Below are 23,254 nucleotides of genomic sequence, written 5' to 3'. Positions count from 1 at the left end.
GGTCAGCCTGCCGGCTCGAGGTTGTGCCGGACCGCGGTGCGCGGCAGCGGCGCCGTGGTCTCGGTGGCCGCCGCCGCGGTCCGCGGCGCCGGGGTGGGGCCGACGTGGCGGTGCGGCGCCGGCACCACCACGGGCTCGGCGACGTGCAACCGGTGGCGGGCGGCGACCGCCCGCCCGGCCGGGCCGGTCGCGGTCAGCGCGTGCAGCGCGAGGGCCCGGTGCGCCGGGACCTCGCAGCGGCGCAGGAAGCGGTCCAGCTCCCGCACGGCGTCCCCGGGGTGGCGGGCGAGCGCCCACGCGGCGAGCTCGGCCTCGGCGACGTCGGCCCGCACCCCGCTCATCCGCACGCACACGTACTCGACGTCCTCGTCGGCCAGCTCCCCCGGCGCGGGCAGGTGCATGCCCTGCTCGGTCAAGTACTCGTGCACCGCCCACAGCCCCATCGGGGTCAGCGCGACGACCGTGGGGTCCGGGTCGTCGCGGTGCGCGACCCGGGACAGCTCGTCCAGCTCGTCGGCATCGAGGGTCTCGGTCAGCTCGATCGCCCCGAGCAGCTCGCAGGCATCCAGCAGGGCCGTGACGTCGCGGCGCCACAGCCGCTGTTCGACGTCGCCTGCGAGGTCGTCGACCACGCAGCCGGCCTCGTCGTTGACGGCGTCGCGGACCTGGCGGTGGAAGTGCTCGAGCGGGACCTGCCCGCCGCCGGTGGCGTAGAGGCCGACCCACAGCATCGGGAACGCCTGCGACATCGACATCCCGAACAGCGACGGTGCGCCGAACACGTCGGTCCCGCCCAGGCTGTCGCCGAGACGTCCGACCGACTCGAACACCCGGCGCCACAGCTCGATCGGCCGGTTCAGCAGCGGGCCCGCGCTCTTGACCGGCAGCAGCCGCCCGCGCACCACGCGGACCAGGCGCGCCGAGCGGGCCCAACGCAGCAGCAGCGACACCTCGGGCAGGTCGTCGCTGGTACGGGCGGTCTCGCGGTAGATGTGGTCGAGCTGCAGGTGCGCGGCGAGGTCGAGCGCGTCGGTGCGGTCGAGGCGACCGTCGGAGGTGAGCCGGCGCCCCGCCCGCACCCACAGGGTCAGCTTGCGGAGCAGCTCGAGGGCCTCGGAGCGCTCCGCGGCGTCGACGAGCGCCGCGGCGCCGGGCATCGGTACCGGCGGCAGCTCGGGGTTCCACTCGGTGCGGGTGGGACGCTGCGCCTCGCGCCGCATGATCTCGGCGAGCGCGTGCCGGTCGACGTCGGTCTGCCCGGCGCCGGCGCGGTCGAGGAACCGCTGTACGGCGGCCGGGTCCGCGGGGTCGACGCCGTGGCGGTGCAGCTGCACGCCCCAGAACTTGCCGAGGTCGTAGTTGCGCTCGTCGGCGAGACCGTCGTGCAGGGCGGGGGTGGAGTCGAGGACCTGACGGTGCAGCGCGTCCGCCGGGTGCGACTGCGGGTCGAACCAGTCGTGCTCGTCGACGAAGTCGATGAGTGCGTGGAAGGCGGGGGCGACGTCGTCGGGCTCGAGCACGGTCACCTTGCGCGGGAACCACATGCCCAGCGCGTCGGCGATGTGCGAGCGCGTCCAGCGGCCCAGCCTGCGGTCGCGCGCGTACTTGTAGTCCAGCACGGCGGCGACGAGCGCGGTGTCCACCTCGACGCGACGGCGGCGGGCCCAGAGGGAGAACTGCTCCAGCAGGCGGCTGCGGGCCTCGGCGTACCCCTGGTCGTCCCCCGGGGTGAAGACGAGACGCATCCGGCCCACTGTGTCAGGTCCCTCCCATCCGCTCCGGCTGCGGCGCAGCACTTTCCGATGATCGTCGGTGCGCGCGGGGGCCGTGCACCGGGTGGTCGCAGGAGGTCCAACGAGCGCGGTCGGCCCGGGTCACTCCCGACCGCTCACCGTCGGTGGGCGGTCGCTCACGGGTCGTCCGATCGTCCGGCCGTCCTCGCGACCGTGAGCCCTCGACCCTGCCACGGACGACGGCGGCCGGACACCCCGGGGAGGGTGTCCGGCCGCCGTCGTGTGCGACGAGAGGTGGTCAGTCGCCGCCGACCGGGCTGTCGCGCCGTTCGGCGGTCGCCCGCGTCGACTCGTCGCCGGTCCGCCCCTCCGGCTCGTCGGCCCCGGCCGCGACGGGACCGTTGCCGGAGCTGTCGTTGCCGTCGGCGGGTGCGTTCCCGTCGGTCGTGTCGAACGCACCGACCTTGACGTAGAAGTTCTCGCCGTGGTTGTCGGTGGCCCAGTCGACCGCCTGCTCCAGCACCTGCGCGCCCTTCTCGTCCCGCAGCACGACCTTGTCGCGACGCAGGTCCTTGAACAGTGCGAAGCACAGCAGCACCATGATCACGACGAACGGCGCCGCGACCAGGATGGTCAGGTTCTGGATGCCGTCCAGGGCGTTCTCCCCGCCGGTGACGAGCATCAGCACGGCGACCGCACCCATGACCGAGCCCCAGAAGACCACGACCCACTTGCTGGGCTCGATGGTGCCGCGCTGGGACAGCGTGCCCATGACGATCGACGCGGCGTCCGCGCCGGACACGAAGAAGATCGCGACCAGGAGCATGACCAGCAGGCCGGTGAAGGTCGCCCACGGGTAGGCGCCGAGCATCTGGAAGAGCTGGACGTTGGAGTCCTCGGAGAACTGCGTGCCCTGCTGGGCCTGGGTGATGGCGGTGCCGCCGAAGATGCAGAACCAGACCAGCGAGACCAGGCTCGGCGCGAGGATGACGCCGCCGACGAACTCACGGATGGTGCGCCCGCGCGAGATCCGCGCCAGGAACATGCCGACGAACGGCGTCCACGAGATCCACCACGCCCAGTAGAAGACGGTCCAGCCGGACAGCCACTCGAGCATCGGGGCGCCGCCGACGGCCTCGGTGCGCCCGACCATCTCGAAGAACTGGGAGAAGTACGCGCCGATCGACGTCGGGATCAGGTCGAGGATGATCACCGTCGGGCCGACGACGAACACGAAGAACGCCAGCACCGCCGCCAGCACCATGTTGGTGTTGGACAGCCACTGGATGCCCTTCTCGACGCCGGAGACGGCGGAGAGGATGAACGCGGCGGTCAGCACGATGATGATCGCGGCGAGTACCCAGGGGCTCACCTGGCCGTCGACCCAGCCGACGGTCTGCATGCCGCCGCCGATCTGGAACGCGCCCAGGCCCAGCGAGGCCGCGGAGCCGAACAGCGTCGCGAAGATCGCGAGGATGTCGATGCCCCGGCCGATGGAGCCCTCGGCGGCCTTGCGGCCGATCAGCGGGACGAAGGCCTGGCTGATGAGCTGACGGCGGCCCTTGCGGAAGGTGGAGTAGGCGATGGCGAGGCCGACGACGGCGTAGATCGCCCACGGGTGCAGCGTCCAGTGGAACAGCGAGGTCGCCATCGAGGTCTGCAGCGCGTCGATGGTGCCGGGCTCGGCCGCGCCGGGCGGCGGCGACTGGAAGAAGGTCAGCGGCTCGTTCACGCCGAAGAACATCAGCCCGATGCCCATGCCGGCGGAGAACATCATCGCGATCCAGGAGACCGTGCGGAACTCGGGCTCCTCGTCGTCGGCGCCGAGCTTGATGCGCCCGAACCGGCTGAAGGCCAGGAACAGCGCGAAGGCCACGAAGGCGGTCGCGGCGAGGATGAAGCCCCAGCCGCCGCCGCGCATCAGCCCGCCGAGCATCGCCTCGGCGGTGGCGCCGAGGGTGTCGGCGCTGAGCAGCCCCCACAGCACGAACAGCAGCGCGAGCGCGGCGCCGACGCCGAACACGATCCAGTCGGTGCGGGGCCGGTCGTCCCCGGTCGTGTCCGGACGGCCGTCCGGTGGTGATTGGGCCTGTGTCATACGTGGTCACGCCCGCATGTCGGGCGCATCCCCCCTCCGCTCTCGTTCGTGCAGAAATTGTGCACAAGTCGTTTGTGTGCCGAAAGTGTAGGTACTGGACCGTCCCGTGTCGCTGTGCAAGCCGAACCGTGATGTCAGGAGGTGGTCCAGCCCTCGTCGGAGACGCCGCCGGGGACCGGTGCGGCCGGGTCGTAGGGGGTGCGGGTGAACACGAACGTGGCCAGCCACAGGTGGTCGCGGGCGATCCGCAGGGTCTCCCCGGCGAAGTAGCCGTCCAGGCCGATCCAGGTGCCGTCCGGGCCGGGCCGGAACCGCGACGCGCGTCCGGGGCGCCCGAGGCCGCCGAGGTGCAGCAGCCCGCCGCCGGCCGAGCGCAGCGCGTAGGGGGAGGGACCCCAGAACCACGGTCCGAGCAGCTCGGGGTCGACCGGGCAGGGCTGCGGGGCCCACGGCGCGACGATGCGGGGCTCGGCGACGCGCAGGTCGTTCAGCAGCCCGGCGGCCAGCCCGCTGTCCATCCCGGAGGTGGTGTTGCCCATCGCCAGGGCGCCGGCGCCCTCCTCGCGGTCCACCCAGAGCCCGGCGAGGAAGCCGGGCATGGATCCGCCGTGCCCGACCAGCGTCGTCGTGCCGCCGCCCTCGGGCCGCTCGAACCGCAGGACCTGCACGCCCAGGCCGTAGCCGGCCCAGACCGGCGACGTCGGGTCGACGCCCGCGGGCAGCGTCATCTCCTCGACCGTCGCGGGTGCGAGCACGTCGCCGGTGTCGCCGAGCAGCAGGGCGCCGAGCCGGGCCAGGTCCGCCGCGGTGCACCACAGCTGCCCGGCGGCGGCCATCACCCCGGCGTCGTGCTCGGGCTCGGCCAGCACGAGGTCGGCCCACGGGTGCACGGCCCGTCCCGCCGCGGCGGGCTGCTGCGGGCGGGTGGAGGTACGGGTCATGCCCAGCGGGAGCAGCACCTCGTCGCGGGCGACGTCGGTCCAGGCGCGGCCGCGGAGGCGGGCGACGACCTCGCCGAGCAGCCCGAACCCGAGGTTGGAGTAGTGGAAGCGGCGCGCGGCGGGCAGCACCCGGTCGGCGTCGCCGAGGCCCAGCTCCTCCAGCGTGCCGCCGGGGGTGCGCTCCCACCACTGGCCGGGGCTCTCCGAGCCGGCCCCGGCCAGGTGGGACAGCAGCTGACCCAGGGTGCGGTCGCCGAGCGGGGTGCCGGGGAGGTGCCGGTCCAGCGGGTCGTCGAGGTCGAGCAGTCCCTCGTCGCGCAGCCGCAGGACGGTGACCGCGCAGACGGTCTTGGAGATGGAGCCGATCCGGTACTGGACGTCGTCCTCGGCGGCCGCGTCCGGCAGCGCTCCACGCCCGGCGTGCCAGACGAGGGCGCCGTCGCGGACCACCCCGGCGACGAGGGAGGGGACGCGGCCGTCGCGCTGGGCGCGGGCGACGCGGGCGAGCAGGGTGCGCTGGGTGCTGGGGAGCAGCTCGGTCACGGGGCGACCCTAGATCCCCGGCGCGCTCACAGTCCGCGGATGTCGGCGAACGAGCGCAGCCGCACGGCCCGCTCCGACAGTGCGGCGGGCACCGGCTCGGGTACCGGCATCCGGTCCGCCGCGGTCAGCGGGCCCAGGTCGAGCCCGGTCAGCTCGCCGATCCGGGCCACCGGTACCTGGAAGGTGCGGTACGGGCCCAGCGGCGGCGGGTCCCCTGGCGCCGGCTCGGCGAGGTCGCCGAGCTGAGGGGTCTGGTCCAGCAGGTACGCGGTGGTGCCCAGCGCCCCGCCGACGACGAAGGCGCCGATCTTCCAGAACAGCCGCGGGATGCGCACGCCGCGGTACTCCGGGTCGTCGTCGGCCAGCACCGGGCCGGTGAACACCACGAGCCGCCGGTCGTGGTCGCCCGCGTTGTCGAGCAGGTAGTCCTCCAGCCCGCCCCAGGTCTGCTTGTCCTGGTTGAACGCGGCGGCCTGCGGGGCGGCGTTGGTGTAGTGGAAGGTGTCGGACTCCGCCGTCGCAGCCTCGGCGGCCCCGCCCCACACCGGGTCCTGGCGGCGGACCAGGTGGCCGCGGTCGAGGTCGTTGTCGGCGTAGAGCTCGGCGCCGGCCTGCTGCCCGGCGGGCAGCCGGTCGTCGAGGCGCCAGTCGTCGGAACGTTCGAGCTGCCGCAGGGTCGCCCCGTCGATCGCGACGGCGGTGGCCGCGGCCAGGCGCCGGTCGGGCCGGTGCAGCGTCGCGAAGTGGGTGTAGGGGAGCAGCAGGGTGTCGGTCCCGGGCAGCGTCGGCATCGGCGTCGCGACGCCGAGGAAGTCCGGGTCGAAACCGGGGGCGGCGGGGGCGCTCATCGGCGTGACGGTAGCGGCGCCGGGTGAACGGCGGGTGCGCCTGCGCCGTCGGTCAGGCGGTGCAGCAGCGGGGCGGTGCGGAACCCGACCAGCGAGCGCATGACCAGCGACGTCGACGTGCGCTCCACCCCGCCGATCGCGAGGAGGTGCCCGGCGATCCGGTAGAGGTCGTCGGCGTCGCGGGCGACCAGGTGCACCAGGAGGTCCTCCGGTCCGGAGACGCCGTGCACCTCCAGCACCTCCGGTACCCGGTCCAGTGCGTCGGCGACAGCGGCGAGCTCGCGCTGCACCACCCGCACCGTCACGAACGCGGTCAGCGGGTAGCCGAGCGCCGCCGGGTCGACCCGGCGCTCGAAGGTGTCCAGTGCGCCGAGCCGGTCCAGCTTGGCCAGCCGGGCCTGCACGGTGTTGCGGGACAGGCCGACCCGTTCGGCGAGGGCGAGCACCGTCGCGCGCGGGTCCTGCGCCAGGGCCAGCAGCAGCCGGGCGTCGTGGCCGTCGAGCCCGGCCCGCCCGTCACCGGTCGTTCCCGTCACCTGGTGCCCCCTCCTCGTGTCCGCGGGTGTGCATTATGCCGTCCCGGCGCGCGTCCCGCCCGGCCCGGCGCGTGCACTCTGCTCAGTCGTACGGGCTGTGGTTGTGCACTCGTCGATGTGGTGGTGGGCTGACTGGGCAGGCTGCATGGGCGACGAGGCTGGAGTGGTGGGCGATGGGCACGCAGACGGTGACGACGGACACGCTCGTCGAGATCGAGAAGCGGGTGCTCTGGCTGTCCACCGCGATCGTCGACGCGGCCAACCGGCGCGGTGACCCCAGCGGGCTGAAGGTGGGCGGGCACCAGGCGTCGTCGGCGTCGATGACGACGATCATGACCTCGTTGTGGTTCGAGCACCTGCGGGCCGGGGACCGGGTCTCGGTCAAGCCGCACGCCTCGCCGGTGCTGCACGCGATCAACTACCTGCTCGGCGAGCTCGACGAGCGCTACCTGAGCACGTTGCGGGCCTTCGGCGGGCTGCAGTCCTACCCGTCGCGGTCCAAGGACCCCGACCCGGTCGACTACTCGACCGGCTCGGTGGGCATCGGCGCGACCGCCCCGATCTGGGGTGCGCTGGCCCGCCGCTACGTCGACACCCACTTCGGGGGCGCCGGACAGGGCAGGCAGTACTCCCTGGTCGGCGACGCCGAGCTCGACGAGGGCGCCGTCTGGGAGGCCATCCTCGACCCGATGGTCGGTGAGCTGGGCGAGGTCGTGTGGATCGTCGACCTGAACCGGCAGTCCCTGGACCGGGTCGTCCCCGCGATCGGCGCGCCGCGGATCGAGGGCATGTTCTCCGCAGCCGGCTGGCAGGTCCTCACCGTCAAGTACGGCAGGCTGCTGCACGAGCTGTTCGACCGCCCCGGCGGCGACGCGCTGCGCGCCCGGATCGACACCATGCAGAACGCGGAGTACCAGCGGCTGCTGCGCTGCGACGCCGACGAGGTCCGCACCCGGCTCCCCGACGGGCACGCCGACCTGGCGAAGCTCGTCGCCGGCCTCGACGACGACACCCTGCTCGCCGCGGTGCGCAACCTCGGCGGGCACGACACCGCCGCGCTGCGCGACGCGTTCTCCGCGATCGACGACACCCGGCCCACGGTGATCCTCGCCTACACGGTCAAGGGCCACGGCCTCGCGACCGCGGGCCACCCGCAGAACCACGGCTCGATCCTGAGCGCCGACCAGGTCCGCGAGCTGGCCGACGCCGTCGGCGCCGACCCCGACGACCCCTGGCGGCGCTTCGACCCGGAGTCCCCGGCGGGCGAGGTGGTGGCCGGCGCGGCGCAGCGGCTGCACCGCGACCCGGTCGAGGACCAGCCGGTCCCGCCGCTGCCGACCGACATCGGACGCACCCCGACCGGGCGGGCCACCACCCAGGCCGCGCTCGGCCGTGCGCTGCTCGACCTCACCCGCGAGGCCCCCGAGGCGGCAGGCCGGGTGGTCACGCTCTGTCCGGACGTGTCGTCGTCGACGAACCTGGGCGGCTGGGTGAACAAGGTCGGCGTCTGGTCGACCGCGGAGCGCAAGGACTGGTTCGACGACGATCCCGAGACGATCCTGCACTGGCGCGAGCGGCCCACCGGCCAGCACCTGGAGCTGGGCATCGCCGAGGGGAACCTCGTCGGGGCGCTGGGGGAGCTGGGGGCGACCTGGTCGCGCTGGGGCCGTCCGGTGCTGCCGATCGGGGTGCTCTACGACCCGTTCGTCGAGCGCGCGCTGGAGCCGTGGTCGTTCGGGATCTACGCGGGTGGCCAGTCGATCCTGGTCGGCACGCCCTCCGGGGTGTCGCTGGCCCCCGAGGGCGGTGCCCACCAGTCGGTGACGACGCCGTCGGTCGGGCTGGAGCAGCCCGGCTGCGTCACCTACGAGCCGGCGTTCGCCATCGACACCGAGTGGACGCTGCTCGCCTCGCTCGCCCGGATCGGCCGCCCGGACGGCACCAGCGCCTACCTGCGCCTGTCGACCCGGCCGGTGGACCAGACCCTCGCGGCGGTCCCGGCCGACCCGGCCGCCCGCGAGCGGCGCCGGCGTCAGGTGGTCGCCGGGGCCTACCCGCTCCGCCGTGCCGCGGGCACGCCCGCGCTGACCATCGCGGTCGCCGGTGCGCCGACGACCGAGGCACTCGCCGCGGCGGACCGGCTCGCCGAGCTCGGCCACGACGTCGACGTCGTCGTGGTGACCAGCCCGGGGCTGCTGTTCGACGCCCTGCAGGCCCGTGCCGGACGCCCCGCCCGTCCGCAGGCCGAGCCGTGGATCCTGGAGTCGGCGTTTCCCGCGCGCCGGGCCGCGCCGCTGGTCACCCTGCTCGACGGGCACCCGCACACCCTCGCGTTCCTCGCCGGGGTCAACCGGGTCCCCGCGACGCACCTGGGCGTTCATCGCTTCGGTCAGTCCGGCGACCTCGCCTCGGTCTACGCCCACCACGGGCTCGACGCGGACACGGTCGTGGCGGCCGGACTCGACCTGCTGTAGACGGAACCGGACATCGAGTGACGTACGTCGCTGGATCGCGCAAACGACAATGACTACGGTTACCGACCATGCTGCTTCTGGGGTTGGCGTCAGTCACCTTCCGTGAGAGGTCCGTTCCGGACGTCGTGCGCCTGGCGGTCGACGCCGGGTCCGAGGTCCTCGAGTGGGCCGGAGACCGGCACGTCCGTCCCGGTGACCGCGCGGCGGCGTCGGCGGCCCGCGGTGCCTGCGCGGGCGCAGGGCTGCGGATCGGCACCTACGGCAGCTACCACAAGGCCGGTGCGTCCGACCCCGGCGAGTTCGACGCCGTCGTCGCGACGGCGGCCGAGCTCGGCGCCCCGCGGGTACGGGTCTGGGCCGGGACGGCGGCTTCGGCCGACGTGTCGCCCGCCGGGCGCGCCGCCACCGTGGACGCGCTGCGGCGCTGCGCCGACGCCGTCGCCGAGCGGGGGATGGGGCTGCTCGTCGAGCACCACGTCGAGTCCCTCACCGACGGCCTCGACACCGCGCTGAGGCTGCGCGCCGAGGTCGGCCACCCCGCCCTGGTCGCCCACTGGCAGCCGCGCGAGCTGCCCGACACCGACGTCTGCCTGGCCGAGGTCCGCGCGCTGCGCCCGGCCACCGTGCACGCGTTCTCCTGGGGCGCCGACGGATACACCGAGCGGCTGCCGCTCGGCGACCGCGCCGACCTGTGGGCCCCGGTGCTCGCCGAGCTCACCGCGCAGTCCCGCGACGACGGCACCGACACCGAGGTGCTGCTGGAGTTCGTGCCGGGCGACACCGCCGCCTCGCTGCGCCGTGACGCCGCCGCGCTGCGCGACCTGCGGGCCGGGCGCGACCTGGCCGGTGCGCGATGAGCGCCCGTCGCCTGCCCGCCGATGCCGCCGCCGGCTCCGCCCCAGCCGCTCGCACCGTCGCTGCCGCCCGGTCCCGTGCCTCCCGGATCGCCGCCCTGCTGCCGGTCGCGGTGGTCGCCCTGCTGCTCGCCGGGTGCGGTGGGTCGGCCGCGCCCGCGCCGGAGGCGGCCGCCGAGCGGCCCGCCGTCAGCCGGGACGTCGCACCGCTGGAGCCGGCACTCACGGTCACCGACCCGCGCGGCGCCACCGTCACCGTGCCGGCCCCGCCGACGCGCATCGTCTGCCTGACCGGCCTGTGCGACGACATGGTCGTCGAGCTGGGGCTCACCCCGGTCGGCACCTCCACCCCGGCCCTGCTGAAGAACCCCGTCCTGCTCGGCGACCGCGCCGCGCAGGTCCCGACCGTCGCCGGCAGCTTCGGTAGCGAGGACGTCGAGTCCATCGCCGCGCTGCGTCCCGACCTGGTGATCGGGCTCGGCGGAGTGCACGAGCCGCTGCGTGCGGCGATCGAGCGCTTCGCCCCGCTGTGGCTGGTGCAGCCGACGACCTGGGAGGAGTCGGTCGGCTACCTGCGGGACCTGGGGTCGCTCACCGGACGCACCGCCGAGGCCACCGCGGGCGAACTGCGCTTCCGCACGACGCTGGCCGACGGCGTCGAGCAGGCGCGCGCCACCGGCAAGGCCGGCCGGAAGGTCCTGCTGATGTACGGCAGCGCCGACACGATCGGCGTCGACACCACCGACACGGTCAACGGGAACCTGCTCGCGACGCTCTACGACTACCCGTTCGTCCCGCGCGGCGCCGACGTCGAGACCGCGAGCACCTACAGCGTCGAGGAGATCCTCGCGCAGGCCCCGGACGTGGTGTTCGCGTTCTCACTGCTGTTCTCCTCCGCCGACCGCACCCTGACCGACCAGCTCGCCGCGAACCCGGTGTGGGCCCAGGTCCCCGCGGTGCAGCAGGGGAACGTGCACGAGATGGACCCGCGGCTGTGGGGCAGCGGGCGCGGCACCCGCAGCCTGGGCGCGATCGTCACCCAGTCGCTCGCGGCGGTCCCCGGCCGGTGAGACGGGCCCTGCTGCTGCTCGCCGTCGCGGCCGGGGCGGTGCTGCTCGCCGCGCTGGTCCTCGGGACCGGCACCCCGGCCGTCGCCCCGCACCGGCTGCCCGCCGTGCTGGTCGCGGCGGGCGGGATCGAGCACGTCGTCGTCACCGAGCTGCGGGTGCCGCGGCTGCTGCTCGGTGTGCTCACCGGCGCCGCGCTCGGGCTGGCCGGGTTGCTGCTGCAGGACGGTCTGCGCAACCCGCTCGCCGTCCCCGAGCTGCTCGGGGTGTCCTCCGGTGCCGCGGCCGCGGTGGCGGTCACGATCGTCACCGGGGCCGCGGTCCCGTTCGCGCCGCTGCTGCCCGCCGTGGTCGGCGCGGTGACCGGGGGCGCGCTCACCCTGCTCGCCGTCCGCGGCGCCGTCGGCCCGGCCGCGGTCCTGCTGATCGGAGCCGGGGTGGGGGCGGCGCTGCAGGCGCTGCTGCTCGCGGCGGTCGCCATGACCGGCTCCTCCGAGCAGGGCGTACTGGTGCGCTACCTGCTGGGTTCGCTGACCGGCACGACATGGGCGACGGTGACGCCGGTGCTGCCCGCGCTGGCGGTCGCGTTCGTCGCGGGGGTCGCGGTGCTGCCGCTGCTGGGGCCGCTGCGTCTCGGCGACGACGCCGCCTCCGCGCTGGGCCTGCGCACCGGTGCGGCCCGGGCGGCGGTGCTGGGCGTGGCCTGCCTGCTCGTCGCGGCCGTCGTCGGCCCGGCGGGGCCGGTCGCCTGGGTCGGGTTCCTCGCCCCACAGCTGGTGCGGGTGCTGCTCCCCGCGGCCCGGCCGCTTCCCCGCGCCGCGGCCTGCGCCGGGGCGGGTGCGGCCGTGGTCGTCGTGGCGGACCTGCTGGCCCGCACCGTGCTGTACCCGGTGGAGCTGCCGGTCGGCGGCTTCACCGCGGGGGTCGCGATCGTCGCGGGCGGGCTGCTGCTGGTGTGGCGACGCCCGCGGGCCGCCCGCACGGCCGTTCCCGTCCGCACCGACGGTCCCGCCGCGGCGGTGGAGCGGTGAACCGCTCGGTGGGCCGGGACGCGACGCTCGCGGCCCGGTTCGGGCTGCTCGGACTGTGCGTGGCGGTCGCGGCCCTGGCCGGGCTCCTGGTCGGCACCGCCGTCGGGCCCGGCACCGCGCTCGCGGCCCTCGCCGGGGTCGCGGACCCGCTGTCGACCGACCTCGTCCGGGAGCTGCGGGCACCGCGGGTCCTGGTCGGGCTCGCGGCCGGTGCCTGCCTCGGCGTCGCCGGAACGGTGCTGCAGGCGGTGCTGCGCAACCCGCTCGCCTCCCCTGAGGTGACCGGCGTCGGCTCCGGCGCGGTGCTCGGCGCGGTGCTGGGGACCGTGCTCGGCGGACCGGTCGGCACCCCGCTCGGCGTGCTGGCCGTGGCCCTGCTCGGCGGGACGCTCGGGGGCGGGGTGCTGTGGCTGCTCGCCGGCCGGGCCGCGGGGCCGGGCACCGCGGACCCGCTGCGGCTGGCCGTCGTCGGGGTGCTGGTGTCGGCGGTGCTCGGCGGGACGACGTTGCTGCTGCTCACCGCCCGCCCGCAGCTGGCCGGGTCGATGGTCCGGTGGCTGGTCGGCTCGCTCAACGGGCGTGGCTGGGAGCACTGGGACGCGCTCTGGCCGGTCGCGCTGACCGCGGTGGTCCTCGCGGTGCTGCTCGGCCCGGTGCTCGCCGTCCTCGGCGTCGACGACGACCACGCCCGCGGCGTCGGCCTCGCCGTGTCCGGGTGGCGCTCGGCCGCGGTGCTGCTGGCCGTGCTCGCCACCGGCGGGGCGGTCGCGGCGGTCGGGGCGCTCGCGTTCGTCGGGCTGCTCGCCCCGCACCTGGCCCGTGCGCTGCTCGGGGTGCGGGGCGCGGCCGACCCGCGGCTGCTCGTGCCCGCGGCGGCGACGGCCGGGGCGGGCACGGTCGTCACGGCCGACGTCGTCGCCCAGTTGCTGACGGCGTTCGCCCCGGCCGGGGACCGGCCGATCGGGGTGCCCGCGGGAGCGGTGACGGCGGTCGCCGGCGCGGTGGTGCTCATCGGGATCGTCCGCCGACGGTCCCGTACGACGGTGGGAGGTGCGCTGTGACGGTGCTCAGGGCCGAGGGGGTGACGGTGCGCTTCGACGGGCGCACCGTGCTCGACGGCGTCGACCTGGCGGTCGCCCGCGGGCAGTGGCTGTCGCTGGTGGGGCGCAACGGCTGCGGGAAGACCACGCTGCTGCGGGTGCTCGCCGGGCTGCACCGGCCCGACGCGGGCGCGGTGCACCTGGCCGACCGGCCGCTGGCCGGGACCCCGCGCCGGGAGGTCGCGAAGCGGGTCGCGGTGCTGCCGCAGGCCCTGCCGCCGCTGGGCGGGGTGACCGTGCGGGCGCTCGTCGCCCAGGGCCGCTACGCCGTCCGCGGGCCGCTGGGCATGCTCGGCGGCGGCGCCGACGCGGCGGTGTCCGACGCGCTGGCGGCCACCGGCACCCAGGCCTGGGCCGACACCCCGGTCGAGCTGCTGTCGGGCGGGGAACGCCAGCGGGTGCGGATCGCGCTCGCCCTGGCCCAGGACGCCCCGGTGCTGCTGCTCGACGAGCCCACCACCTACCTCGACGTCCGCCACCAGCTGGAGGTGCTCGACCTGGTCCGGGAGCTGCAGGAGCTGCGCGGCCTGACCGTCGTCGCGGTGCTGCACGACCTCGCCCAGGCCGCGCGGTGCGCGGACCGGATCGTGGCGCTGCGCGACGGGCGGGTGCACGCCGACGGGGCACCCGGCGACGTCGTCGACGACCGGCTGCTGGCCGAGGTGTTCGGGGTGCGCGGGGTCGTCTCGACCCACGAGGGGCGGCTGACCTGCAGCTACCTGGACTCCACCCCGGCCCGGCCCGTCAGCGCCTGACCGCGCACCCACCCCGCCGGGCGTGGCGCCGACGACCGGTCCGCCACCCCCGTCGGGTCGCCGGTACGGCGACGTGCACGTTTCCGCCCCCGCGAGGGCGGAAACGTGCGTCTCGCCGGCCGGGCGCACGCCGGGACCGGTGCTGCCGTGGACCGGGCCGGGGTGTGCCGGACGGGTCGGCCCGGTCAGCCGCGGGCGGCCCGGCGCAGCGGCGGGGTGAGCCACGCCAGCGCGACCCCGGCGGCCAGCACCGCGGCCCCGGCCGCCAGGCCGCCGCGCGGGCCCGCCGGTGTCGTCGCGACGACGCCGGCCAGCGCGGCACCGGCCGGGGTGCCGAGGCCCCAGGACAGCATCCGCGCGGTCGTCGAGACGCGGGCGCGGGCGTGCTCGGGGGTGACCTGCAGCCGGTAGGTGACGGCGTTGAGCACGACCGTCGAGTACGCCGCCCCGAACGCGGTCGCGGCGAGGAGTGCGGGGACCCAGTGCGTCGCCGACACCACCGCGACCGCGCAGGCCAGCGACACCGGCAGCCCGGCCAGCGCGAGCCGCGCCCCACCCCAGCGCTCCGACAGCCGCGGGACCAGCCGGGCCGCGGCGAGCCCGCCCACACCCCAGCAGGCGAACAGGAGGCCGAGCCGGGCGTCGCCGTCGGCGCGGATGCCGAGCACCCGGTCCGCCCACGGCACGGTCATCGCGAGCCAGGCGCCGCCCGCGACGGCCTGGGTGGTACCGACCAGCGTCAGCGTCCGGACCACCGGGTGGCCCACGAGCAGTGCCAGGCCTTCGCGCACGTCGGCGAGGATCCGGGTCGGCGCGCGGGTGCCGGGCCCGGGGGACAGGCTCCCGGCGACCGACCGGATCAGCAGCGCCGACGCGACCGCGGTGAGCGCGGTGACCGACAGCAGCCCGGCCGGGGCCAGGGTCGCGACGGCCAGCCCGGCGAGCGGCGGCACGACCAGTTCGACGACGGTCGTCGCGCCGTAGAGGGTGGAGAACGCCGCGGTGATCCGGTCGGGCCCGACCAGCGTGGGCAGGGCGCCGAAGTTCGCGGCGTCGAAGAAGACGAAACCGGTCTGCACCGCGACCGCCGTGCCGAGCACCTGCCACGGTGTGAGTACCCCGGCCCACCAGGCGAGCGGGATCCCCGCCAGCACCGCGCCGCACGCCAGGTCGACGCCGACCATGAGCCGCCTGCGGTCGACCCGGTCGGCCAGCGCTCCCGCGACCAGCCCGAACAGCAGGTAGGGGAGTGCCTCCGCGGTCGCGATCGCCGCCGTCCACGCGGGCGAGCCGGTCAGCCGGTAGACGAGCACGGGCAGGGCGACCGCGGCGACCAGGGAGCCGGCGACCGAGACGACCCGGGCGGCGAGGTAGCGGCGCAGGTCGGTGCGTTCGTGCTCGGGGGCGGTCGGGGCCGTCTCGCTCACGGGGTCCTTCCGTCGGCGGATGCGCGAACCATAGTGTGAAACGACAGTCATCACCAATAGTGGTGCCACGAGACACACCACTGTTGAAAACCGATGTCGTTTGTGGTCACGATGGGGTGGTCCGGAACCGGACGATGTCACCCACTGGAGGAGAAAACGATGAAGGACATCTTCACCGAGCTCGAGGCCGAGCGCGCCCTTCCGCACAACTCCGCGAGCCACTCCAACGCCCTCGTCGAGAACCCGTTCGCGACCGAGCAGGCCGCCGAGCAGGAGTGACACCCGCCGCGGGCCCGGCACCGGTGACGGTGCCGGGCCCGCGGTCTGCCGTGACCGACCGACGGACCAGGGAGTGCGAGTGGAACGACTGCGACCGGGCGTGAGCGTGTTCGAGGTCCCCGGCCGGGGCTCGGCGCTGCGGGAGGCCTCCGGCCGGTTGCGCGGGGTCGACCTGCCCCGCGGCACGGTCGAGGCACTGACCCGCTGGTTCGCCGGCGCCGACCCCACACCTCCGCCGGGACTCGACCCGGAGCGCGGCGCGTTCGCCGCGGCCGGGTACCTCGACGACACCCGCCCGGCCCGGACGGCCACCGTGACCGTCGCCGGTGACGGCCCGCTGGCCGACGCCGTCGCCACCGCGCTCGCCGGGCCCACCGTGCGGGTGCTGCGCGGGACGGTCGGAGAGCTCGCGGCCGTCCCGGCCCGCCCGGACCCCACGCGCCCGGCGACCGGCGTCGACGCCACGGGTGGTGCGGATGCGTCCGCGACGCCGACCGCGGTCTGCGTCGTCGCCGACGGGCCGGCACCCGCATCCTGGACCACCCTGGACCGGCTGCCCGACCGCGGGACGGCCGTGTTCCGGCTCGCCGTCGAGGGCCGGCACGGGATCCTGGAACCTCCCGCCGCACATCCCGGCGACGCCGGGCACGCCGACGTCCGCGCCCGCCGCCTCGCCGCGGCCGGATCCGGGCACCCGCACCTGCTCGCCTACTGGGCGGCCGCCCCGGCCGCCCCGACCGGGCCCGGTGACCACGCCCTGCTGGCCGCGCTGCTCGCCGCCGACGTGCGCGCCTGGGCCGGCGGCCACGACGTCCCGGCGGTCGGTGACCTCGTCCCGGCCGCCCTGCCGGCCCGGCGCCGTCTGCGGGTGGTCGATCTCGACACCGCCGCGATCGCCGACCACCCACTGCTGCCGGTCCCCGACAGCGCGCCGTGACCGACCCCGCCCGGCCCGGCCCGGCAGCCCAGGGCACCGACGACCTCGACCTGACCGCGCCCGACGGGGTCCGGCTCGCCGCCACCCTCGTCCGCCCCGCCGCCGCGACCTGGCCCGCGGTGCTCATCCGCACCCCCTACGGCCGCGGGCGGCTGCTGCCCGAGGCCCGCGGCTGGGCCGCGCACGGGTTCGGCTGCCTCGTCGTCGACGTCCGGGGGCGCGGCGGCTCGACGGGGGAGTTCCGGCCCTACGCCCACGAGACCGACGACGGCGCCGCCGCGCTCGCCGCGCTGCGGGCGACCCCCGGCTGCGACGGCCGGGTCGTGCTGGCGGGCGCCAGCTACGGGGCGCACTGCGCGGTCGCCGGTGCCCTCGCCGATCCCGGCGTGTGCGGGGTGCTCGCCGCGGTCCCGGCGCTCGGGCCCGGCGAGACCGCCCGCGAACCCGGCGGTGCCGCCCGGCTGGCCTGCCGGATCGGCTGGTGGTCCGAGCACGGTGCGGGCGCGCGTCCCGCCGCCCCGTCGGCGGCCGCGACCCTGCCGGTCTCCGGCGCACTGACACCCGCCCCGGACGGGTGGGCCGACCTGTGGGACGCACCCGAGGAGACCCCGTGGCTGTGGTCGGGGATCGCGCGGGCCGCGATGCCGCTGCTCGCGGTCGGGGGCACCGCGGACCCGTTCGCCGCCCGGACCCGGGAGCTCGCCCGGCGCTGGGGCGGGCCGTCAAGACTCGTCCTGGGGCCGTGGGGGCACGAGCTCGACGCCCCCGCACCCGGCGCGGTCCTGGCCGGACGGCGGATCGGCGCGGTCTACGCCGCCTGGGCCCGCGCCGCGGTGCAGGGCCGGCCGCGGGGGCGCGGGGCACTCGTGGCGGTGGGGGAGACGGGGCGCTGGGTGCGGGCCGGGGACGGGCCGGCAGTCACGGTCGCCGCGGCGCCGCCGGACGGGTTCCCCGCCGGCTTCGTCGCCGACCCCGAGCGGCCCGTCCGGTCCCGCGCGCCCGGCGCACCCACGCCGGCTCTCGCGCCGACCGACGGCGCCGCTCCCGCCGCTACGCCCCCTGCGGCGACCCCTGCGGCGACCCCTGCGGCGACCCCTGCGGCGACCCCTGCGGCGACCACCGCGGCGACCACCGCGGCGACCACTGCCACCAGCACCGGGACGACCGCCGCAACCACCAGCGCGACCACCGCGGCGACCACCGAGTCGGCCGCCGCGGGCCGCCCCGCCGACCGGGTCGTCGCCCACACCCCGCCCCTGCCGGCGGGGGTGCTCGCCGGGCCCCTGGTCGTCACCGTCACCGGCGACACCGACGCCCCGGACGCCGACTGGGTCGTCCGGGTCGGACTGCGCGGCCACGACCTCGTCACCGCCGTGCACCGGCACCGCGGCCCGGCGTCGCGGCAGGTCGTCGTCACCACCCCGCCGGTCGGCGCCGCCGTGGGCGAGGGCGACCGGCTGCGCGTCGAGATCGCCGGGCACCACTGGCCCGCACACGCCCGCAACCCGCACACCGGTCGGGACCCGGCGCACGCGACCGAGCTGCGCGCCGACCGCCGCACCGTGCACGCGCTGCGCCTGGACCTGCCGCACGTCCGACCCGGCCGCGACGAGGTCGCCGCGGCCGCCATCCCCGAGGAGGTCACCCTGTGACGGCACCGACCGTTCCCGTACTGCCGGTGGAGGTGCTGGTCGACCCGCTGGGCGGGATCGTCCGCCGGCTGGTCGACGTCGCCCCCGTGCCGGGGCTGCCCGCCGCCTACACCGCCGTCACCGCCGAGGTGTCCGACGCGCGCCGGCTCGGCGCCTGGCCCGCGGACCGGGTCAGCCTCGGCACCACCTTCGGCGACCGCGACGGCGCCCGCACCGCCGCACTCGGCGAGGCGGTCGAGCGCTACTGCGGCAACCGCGTCCCGCGCGACCTGCCGCTCACCACGGCCGCGGAGCTGCGCGCCGCGGGACACCGGTGCTGGGGGCCCGAGGAGCTGCCGCTGCTCGCGCACTGGCAGGACGGCCGTCCCTACCAGCGCTTCACCGAGGACCTGCCGATCCGCTGGATCGCCGGCGTCGAGGCCGACGAGGAGCCGACCTGGCTGCCCGCCTCCTGGGCGCTGCTCAACCACCACAGCGGGGCCCGTCGCGCCGAACCCCGCTTCCACCACCTCAACTACGCCGGCATCGCCACCGGCGACGGCGCCGTCGACGCCCACCGGCGCGGCCTGCTCGAGCTCGTCGAACGCGACGCGCTGGAACGCTGGTGGCACCTCGGGCTGCCCTCCCACGGCATCGACCGGGCCTCGGTCCCCGGGCTCGACGCCGCGCTGGCCGGGGCCGCGTTCGACGTCCACCTCGTCGAGCTGCCCACCGAGTACCCGGCGGCCGTGGTCGGTGCCGTCGTCGTCGACCCGGAGACCGGGATCGTCGCCGGGGGCGGCGCCGCCCGTTTCGACGCCGCCGAGGCCGCCACCAAGGCGGTGCTGGAGGCCGTCCACACCTGGGTCTTCACCCGCGGACTGCTCGACCCCGACGGCTGGGTGTACGCCTCGATCGACGCCGGTGTCCTCGCCCGCGGCCTCTACCTCGACCACCGCGCCGACCGCCGCTACCGCGACGACGCCGGCGGGCGCTACGCCGCCGTGCGCGACCTCGGCGCCCAGGTGCAGGTGTGGCTCGACCCGCGCGTGCAGGAGGAGCATCTGCCCCGGTTCACCGCGCCCGCGACCCGCGGCCCGCTGCGCACCGGGCCGGCCGGGGACCTCGCGTCGCTGACCGCCGCGCTGCTCGCCGACGGGCACCGCATCGCCCGCGTGGACCTCACCACTCCCGACGTCGCCGAGACCCCCTGGCGGGTGGTCCGCACCTGCGCCACCGGTCTCGTCCCCAACGCGCCCGCCGCGTTCCGGTACTGGGGGCTGCCCCGCTGGCGCGACACCGCCCGCGCCCACGGGCTCGGCCTCGACCCGGCCGCCGGTCCCGACGGGCTCGTGCACTGCCCGCCGCCGTTCCTGTGACGGTCCCGCCCCCGGGCGGGGCCGCACCGTGCCCGGGCCACGCCGCACCGGGGCCCGGACCGGACCCGCAGCGGGACCGGTCCGGCGGCGCCGAGGAGGCCCGGACCGCCGCGGCGTTCCGGCTCGCCTGGTCCGGCGCCGACCCGGGCCCCACCGACCACACCGCCCGCCCCGCCGAGGCGACCACGGCGGCCCGGCCGGTGCCCCTGACCCGCGACGGCACCGGGACCGGTGCACTGCTGGCGCTGTCGCTGGCCGCCGACCCGGACCGGGTGGTCGGCGGGGTGCGGCTGCGCCGGGTGCCGTCGGCGGGCGGCCGCTACCCGGTCGACGCCCGCGTCCACGACCCGACCACGGACGGCCGCGACGCCGGTCGCGTCTACGACCCGCTCGCCCACGCCCTCGACGGCGGGCCCGCCCGGGAACCCGCCCGGCCCGGCGCAACCGGACCCGGCAGCCACGCCCGGCCCGGCGCCGCCGTCCCGGCCCTGTCCGACCCGGACCACGACGACCACGACGACCACCCGGACGTCGTCCTCCACCTCGCCCCGGAGCGGACCGCCTGGCGCTACGGCCCCCGCTCGCTGCCGGTGCTGCTGCTCGACCTCGGCCACGCGGCCGCCGCCGTCCTCGCCGCCGCGGCGACGCTGAGACGACCCCGGACGGCCCACCTCGTCCCCGACGGCGACCGCTCCCGCGTCGTGCTCACGACCGGACCCGGTCCCGACGGCGCCGTCGCGCTCGGTGCGAGCGCGGATCCGCACCCGGCGGCCGTGCTCCGCGCACGCCGCTCGGCGCCGTTCGCGAGCCTGCGTCCCCCGGTCGCGGACCCCGGGCTCGACCGGATCGCCCGGACCCGGCTCGGCGCGGGACAGCACGCGGCCCTGCTCGACGCGGGCCACCCGCTCCTGGCCGCGCTGACCCGGCGGGCCTGCGGCCTGCCCGACCTCACCGGCGTCGGCGGGCTGCTCGTCGTCACCGGGGACGTCGACCCGGGCCCGGACACCGTCGCCCAGCACGTGCGGTCCGGCCTCGCCGTCCACGACGCCTGGCTGACGGCCACCGCGGCCGGGCTCAGGGCCCGGCCGGTCGGCTGCTGGGTCGAGGCGGTGCTGCACGGACCCGGCGGCCGGGGCCGGGTGCAGCACGCCCTCGCGCTCGGCGGCTGACCCGCCGGGGGAGTACCGGTCAGGTCGCGGGCGGCAGCGGGGGGGCGGGCGGCTCGTGCGGCGGCTCGTCGCCGGACTTCCCGCCCGGCTTGTCGTCCCCACCGCCGGCGAGGAAACGCTCGAACTCCGCGGCCAGCTCGTCGCCGCTGGGCAGCTCGCCGCCCTCCAGGCCGTCCCGCAGGTCACCGGACTCCCGGGCCGCGACGACCTGGTCGTACTGCTCCTCCAGCGCCGCGACGACCTGCCCGACCTCCTCCGACGCCGCCATCTGCTCGGCGATCTCGGACTCGGCCTGTTCGGCGGCGCGGGTCAGCGTCTCGGTCGGCAGGTAGAGCCCCGCCGACAGCCCCGCGTGGTCCAGCAGCACCCGTGCGGCCTGCGGGTACGCCGAGCGCGACAGGTAGTGCGGCACGTGCACGGCGTAGCCCACGACGTCCTGCCCGGCCTGCCCGAGGCGGTACTCCAGCAACGCCGCGGCACTGCCCGGGACGTCGGCGGTCGCGAACCACGGGGTGTGGCCCTCCACCAGCTCCGGGCGGGTGCCGTGCGCGGTCACTCCGATCGGACGCGTGTGCGGCACGGCCATCGGGATGCCCTGCAACGTGATCACCAGCCGGATCCCGAGCTGCTCGACCAGCAGCCCGACCGCGGCGACGAACCGCTCCCACTGCATGTCCGGCTCCGGACCGGCGAGCAGCAGGTACTGCGTGTCCCCGGTGTCGGTCAGCGCGACGACGTCGAGCTCCGGCGGGTCGTAGTCGGCCCAGCGGTCGGTCTCGAACCGCAGTGGCGGGCGTCGCGACCGGTAGTCCACGAGCTGGTCGACGTCGAACCGGGCCACCCGGACCGCCTCGCGTTCGTCGGTCAGCGCGCCGACCGCGAGCGCACCCGCGTTCCCGGCGTCGACGAAACCGTCCAGCACGACGATCAGGACCGGCTCGTCGAGCGCCGGCGCGGCCGGGTCGACCTGGTACAGCTGAGCGGGATCGAGCACCGGCGTCCTCCGAGTCGTGGCGTGCACCGCGACCCTATCCGGAGCCACCTACGGCCTGCCCGGTCGCGGTGTGACCATCGCCCCCCTGTGACGCGGCCCTGCCGGGACACCCCGCCCGTCCGGGATGGACCAGAATGGTCGTTCGTCATGCACACGTCACGTCGCGCTTACCTCGTCTGGTCCGCCGGTCTGTTCGCCTACGTCGTGGCGGTGCTGCAACGCAGCTCGTTCGGCGTCTCCGGGCTGGAGGCGGCGGACCGGTTCGGTGCGTCCCCGACCGTGCTCGCCGGGTTCCTCGTCCTGCAGCTGCTGGTCTACGCCGTCCTCCAGGTGCCGGTCGGGCTCCTGCTCGACCGGTTCGGCGCCCGCACCATGGTGCTCGCCGGCGCCGTGACCATGACCGCGGCGCAGGTGCTCGTCGCACTCGCCACCTCGCTGCCGCTGGCCATCGCCGCCCGCGTGCTCGTCGGCGTCGGCGACGCCCTGACCTTCATTTCGGTGCTGTCGGTGCTGTCCACCTGGTTCGCGCCGCGCAGGGTCCCGCTGATGACGCAGATCACGGCGCTGCTCGGCCAGTTCGGCCAGGTGCTCTCCGCGATCCCGCTCGCCACCGTCCTGCACGCCTACGGCTGGACGACCGCGTTCCTGTCCGCCGCCGGGATCGGCGTCGTCGCCGCGGTCGCGGTGCTCGCCGTGTTCCGCGACCGCCCGCCCGGCAGCCCGGCCCCGGCCCCGGCGAGCAGCCCCCGCGAGGTCGTCGACGGGCTCACGGGCGCCTGGGCGCACCCGGGCACCCGCCTCGGGCTCTGGTCGCACGCCGGCACCCAGTTCTCCGGCCTGGTGTTCGCGCTGCTGTGGGGCGTGCCCTACCTCGTCGCCGGGCAGGGGATGACGCCCACCGGCGCCTCGGTGATGCTGACCGTGCTCGTCCTCGCCGGCGCCGTCGTCGGCCCGATGTTCGGCGAGTTCACCGCCCGCCACCCGCTGCGCCGCTCCTGGCTCGTGCTGTCGGTCATCGGCGCGACCGCGCTCGTGTGGACGGTCGTGCTGCTCGTCCCGCCGCCCGCGCCGCTGTGGCTGCTCGTGCTGCTCGTGGTGGTGCTCGCCGCGAACGGTCCCTGCTCCGCCGTCGGCTTCGACTACGCCCGCACCTTCAACCCCGCGCACCGGCGCGGCACCGCCGTCGGGATCGTCAACGTCGGCGGGTTCACCGCCTCGCTCACCACCACACTCCTGGTCGGGCTCGTGCTCAGCGTGTCGGGCGGCTACACCCCCGAGGCGTTCCGGCTGGCCTGGCTCGTGCAGTTCCCGATCTGGGCGTTCACCGCCGTCGCGGTCGTCCTCGCGCGGCGCAAGGCCCGCCGGGTGATGGCCGCCGAGGGCACCGTCGTCCCGCCGCTGCGGGAGGCGCTGCGCCGCAACCGGCGCCGGCGACAGGCCCGGTAGACGACGACGGGG

Annotated in this window: 19 protein-coding genes; 12 read left to right on the top strand and 7 right to left on the bottom strand. The window is 76.4% G+C overall.

The window, feature by feature from the left end; translation table 11 throughout:
- Positions 1-2: 2 nt before the first annotated feature.
- The 5 genes from ATL51_RS07155 to ATL51_RS07135 all read right to left on the bottom strand — a co-directional run bounded on the left by ATL51_RS07155 (position 3) and on the right by ATL51_RS07135 (position 6,699).
- A complete protein-coding gene (locus tag ATL51_RS07155; RefSeq protein ID WP_073574209.1) occupies positions 3-1,745 on the bottom strand; it encodes a hypothetical protein in 1,743 nt (580 codons plus the stop codon).
- Between the two features lie 286 nt (positions 1,746-2,031).
- Positions 2,032-3,831: a BCCT family transporter gene (locus ATL51_RS07150; RefSeq protein WP_100878086.1), complete on the bottom strand. Its 1,800-nt coding sequence runs from the start codon at positions 3,829-3,831 to the stop codon at positions 2,032-2,034.
- A gap of 134 nt (positions 3,832-3,965) precedes the next feature.
- Positions 3,966-5,315, bottom strand: a complete 1,350-nt coding sequence (locus ATL51_RS07145; RefSeq protein WP_100878085.1) for a serine hydrolase domain-containing protein — start codon at positions 5,313-5,315, stop codon at positions 3,966-3,968.
- Between the two features lie 26 nt (positions 5,316-5,341).
- Positions 5,342-6,163 carry a DNA/RNA non-specific endonuclease gene (locus ATL51_RS07140; protein ID WP_100878084.1) on the bottom strand — a complete coding sequence of 274 codons (822 nt, stop codon included), beginning with the start codon at positions 6,161-6,163 and terminating at the stop codon, positions 5,342-5,344.
- Positions 6,160-6,699 carry an Lrp/AsnC family transcriptional regulator gene (locus ATL51_RS07135; protein ID WP_100878083.1) on the bottom strand — a complete coding sequence of 180 codons (540 nt, stop codon included), beginning with the start codon at positions 6,697-6,699 and terminating at the stop codon, positions 6,160-6,162. The genes ATL51_RS07140 and ATL51_RS07135 overlap by 4 nt, the downstream gene beginning before the upstream one ends.
- 173 nt (positions 6,700-6,872) lie before the next feature.
- On the opposite strand from ATL51_RS07135, the gene ATL51_RS07130 reads away from it, so the two are divergent.
- The 6 genes from ATL51_RS07130 to ATL51_RS07105 all read left to right on the top strand — a co-directional run bounded on the left by ATL51_RS07130 (position 6,873) and on the right by ATL51_RS07105 (position 13,980).
- A complete protein-coding gene (locus ATL51_RS07130) occupies positions 6,873-9,173 on the top strand; it encodes a transketolase-like TK C-terminal-containing protein (RefSeq protein WP_100878082.1) in 2,301 nt (766 codons plus the stop codon).
- 68 nt (positions 9,174-9,241) lie between these two features.
- Entirely contained in the window at positions 9,242-10,030 is a 789-nt protein-coding gene (locus ATL51_RS07125; protein ID WP_073574204.1) for a sugar phosphate isomerase/epimerase family protein, read from the top strand.
- A complete protein-coding gene (locus ATL51_RS07120) occupies positions 10,027-11,097 on the top strand; it encodes an ABC transporter substrate-binding protein (protein WP_100878081.1) in 1,071 nt (356 codons plus the stop codon). Before ATL51_RS07125 ends, ATL51_RS07120 begins: the two co-directional genes overlap by 4 nt.
- Positions 11,094-12,125, top strand: coding sequence for an iron chelate uptake ABC transporter family permease subunit (locus ATL51_RS28945; protein WP_253069466.1), 1,032 nt, complete (start codon positions 11,094-11,096; stop codon positions 12,123-12,125). Before ATL51_RS07120 ends, ATL51_RS28945 begins: the two co-directional genes overlap by 4 nt.
- On the top strand, positions 12,122-13,186 hold the full coding sequence (locus ATL51_RS07110; protein ID WP_073574419.1) for a FecCD family ABC transporter permease: 1,065 nt from the start codon (positions 12,122-12,124) through the stop codon (positions 13,184-13,186). The genes ATL51_RS28945 and ATL51_RS07110 overlap by 4 nt, the downstream gene beginning before the upstream one ends.
- Complete coding sequence (locus tag ATL51_RS07105; protein ID WP_073574203.1) at positions 13,183-13,980, top strand: ABC transporter ATP-binding protein; 798 nt, start codon at positions 13,183-13,185, stop codon at positions 13,978-13,980. Before ATL51_RS07110 ends, ATL51_RS07105 begins: the two co-directional genes overlap by 4 nt.
- A 185-nt stretch (positions 13,981-14,165) precedes the next feature.
- Here the strand turns inward: ATL51_RS07105 and ATL51_RS07100 are convergent, their stop codons facing one another.
- Complete coding sequence (locus ATL51_RS07100) at positions 14,166-15,407, bottom strand: MFS transporter (RefSeq protein ID WP_073574202.1); 1,242 nt, start codon at positions 15,405-15,407, stop codon at positions 14,166-14,168.
- A 159-nt stretch (positions 15,408-15,566) separates the two neighbouring features.
- Between ATL51_RS07100 and amiA the strand changes: the two genes are divergently transcribed.
- The 5 genes from amiA (at position 15,567) to ATL51_RS07080 (ending at position 20,802) form a co-directional block, all read left to right on the top strand.
- A complete protein-coding gene (amiA, locus tag ATL51_RS29335; RefSeq protein ID WP_020625778.1) occupies positions 15,567-15,686 on the top strand; it encodes a streptamidine family RiPP in 120 nt (39 codons plus the stop codon).
- Positions 15,687-15,786: 100 nt separating this feature from the next.
- Positions 15,787-16,623 (top strand): hypothetical protein, encoded by an 837-nt coding sequence (locus ATL51_RS07095; protein WP_301548926.1) that lies wholly within the window; start codon positions 15,787-15,789, stop codon positions 16,621-16,623.
- Complete coding sequence (locus ATL51_RS07090; protein ID WP_100878080.1) at positions 16,620-18,275, top strand: CocE/NonD family hydrolase; 1,656 nt, start codon at positions 16,620-16,622, stop codon at positions 18,273-18,275. Before ATL51_RS07095 ends, ATL51_RS07090 begins: the two co-directional genes overlap by 4 nt.
- Entirely contained in the window at positions 18,272-19,633 is a 1,362-nt protein-coding gene (locus tag ATL51_RS07085) for a YcaO-like family protein (RefSeq protein ID WP_301548925.1), read from the top strand. Before ATL51_RS07090 ends, ATL51_RS07085 begins: the two co-directional genes overlap by 4 nt.
- On the top strand, positions 19,630-20,802 hold the full coding sequence (locus ATL51_RS07080; protein WP_100878079.1) for a nitroreductase family protein: 1,173 nt from the start codon (positions 19,630-19,632) through the stop codon (positions 20,800-20,802). Before ATL51_RS07085 ends, ATL51_RS07080 begins: the two co-directional genes overlap by 4 nt.
- 19 nt (positions 20,803-20,821) lie before the next feature.
- On the opposite strand, the gene ATL51_RS07075 is transcribed toward ATL51_RS07080, so the two are convergent.
- Positions 20,822-21,796 carry a proteasome assembly chaperone family protein gene (locus ATL51_RS07075; RefSeq protein ID WP_100878078.1) on the bottom strand — a complete coding sequence of 325 codons (975 nt, stop codon included), beginning with the start codon at positions 21,794-21,796 and terminating at the stop codon, positions 20,822-20,824.
- Between the two features lie 147 nt (positions 21,797-21,943).
- Between ATL51_RS07075 and ATL51_RS07070 the strand changes: the two genes are divergently transcribed.
- Positions 21,944-23,242, top strand: a complete 1,299-nt coding sequence (locus tag ATL51_RS07070; RefSeq protein ID WP_100878077.1) for an MFS transporter — start codon at positions 21,944-21,946, stop codon at positions 23,240-23,242.
- The last annotated feature ends 12 nt before the right edge of the window (positions 23,243-23,254 follow it).

Source organism: Pseudonocardia alni, from assembly GCF_002813375.1.
GTDB classification, from domain to species: Bacteria; Actinomycetota; Actinomycetes; order Mycobacteriales; family Pseudonocardiaceae; genus Pseudonocardia; species Pseudonocardia alni.
The sequence above is the reverse complement of the archived record's forward strand: the minus strand, read 5'-3'. Positions and strand labels throughout refer to the sequence as shown.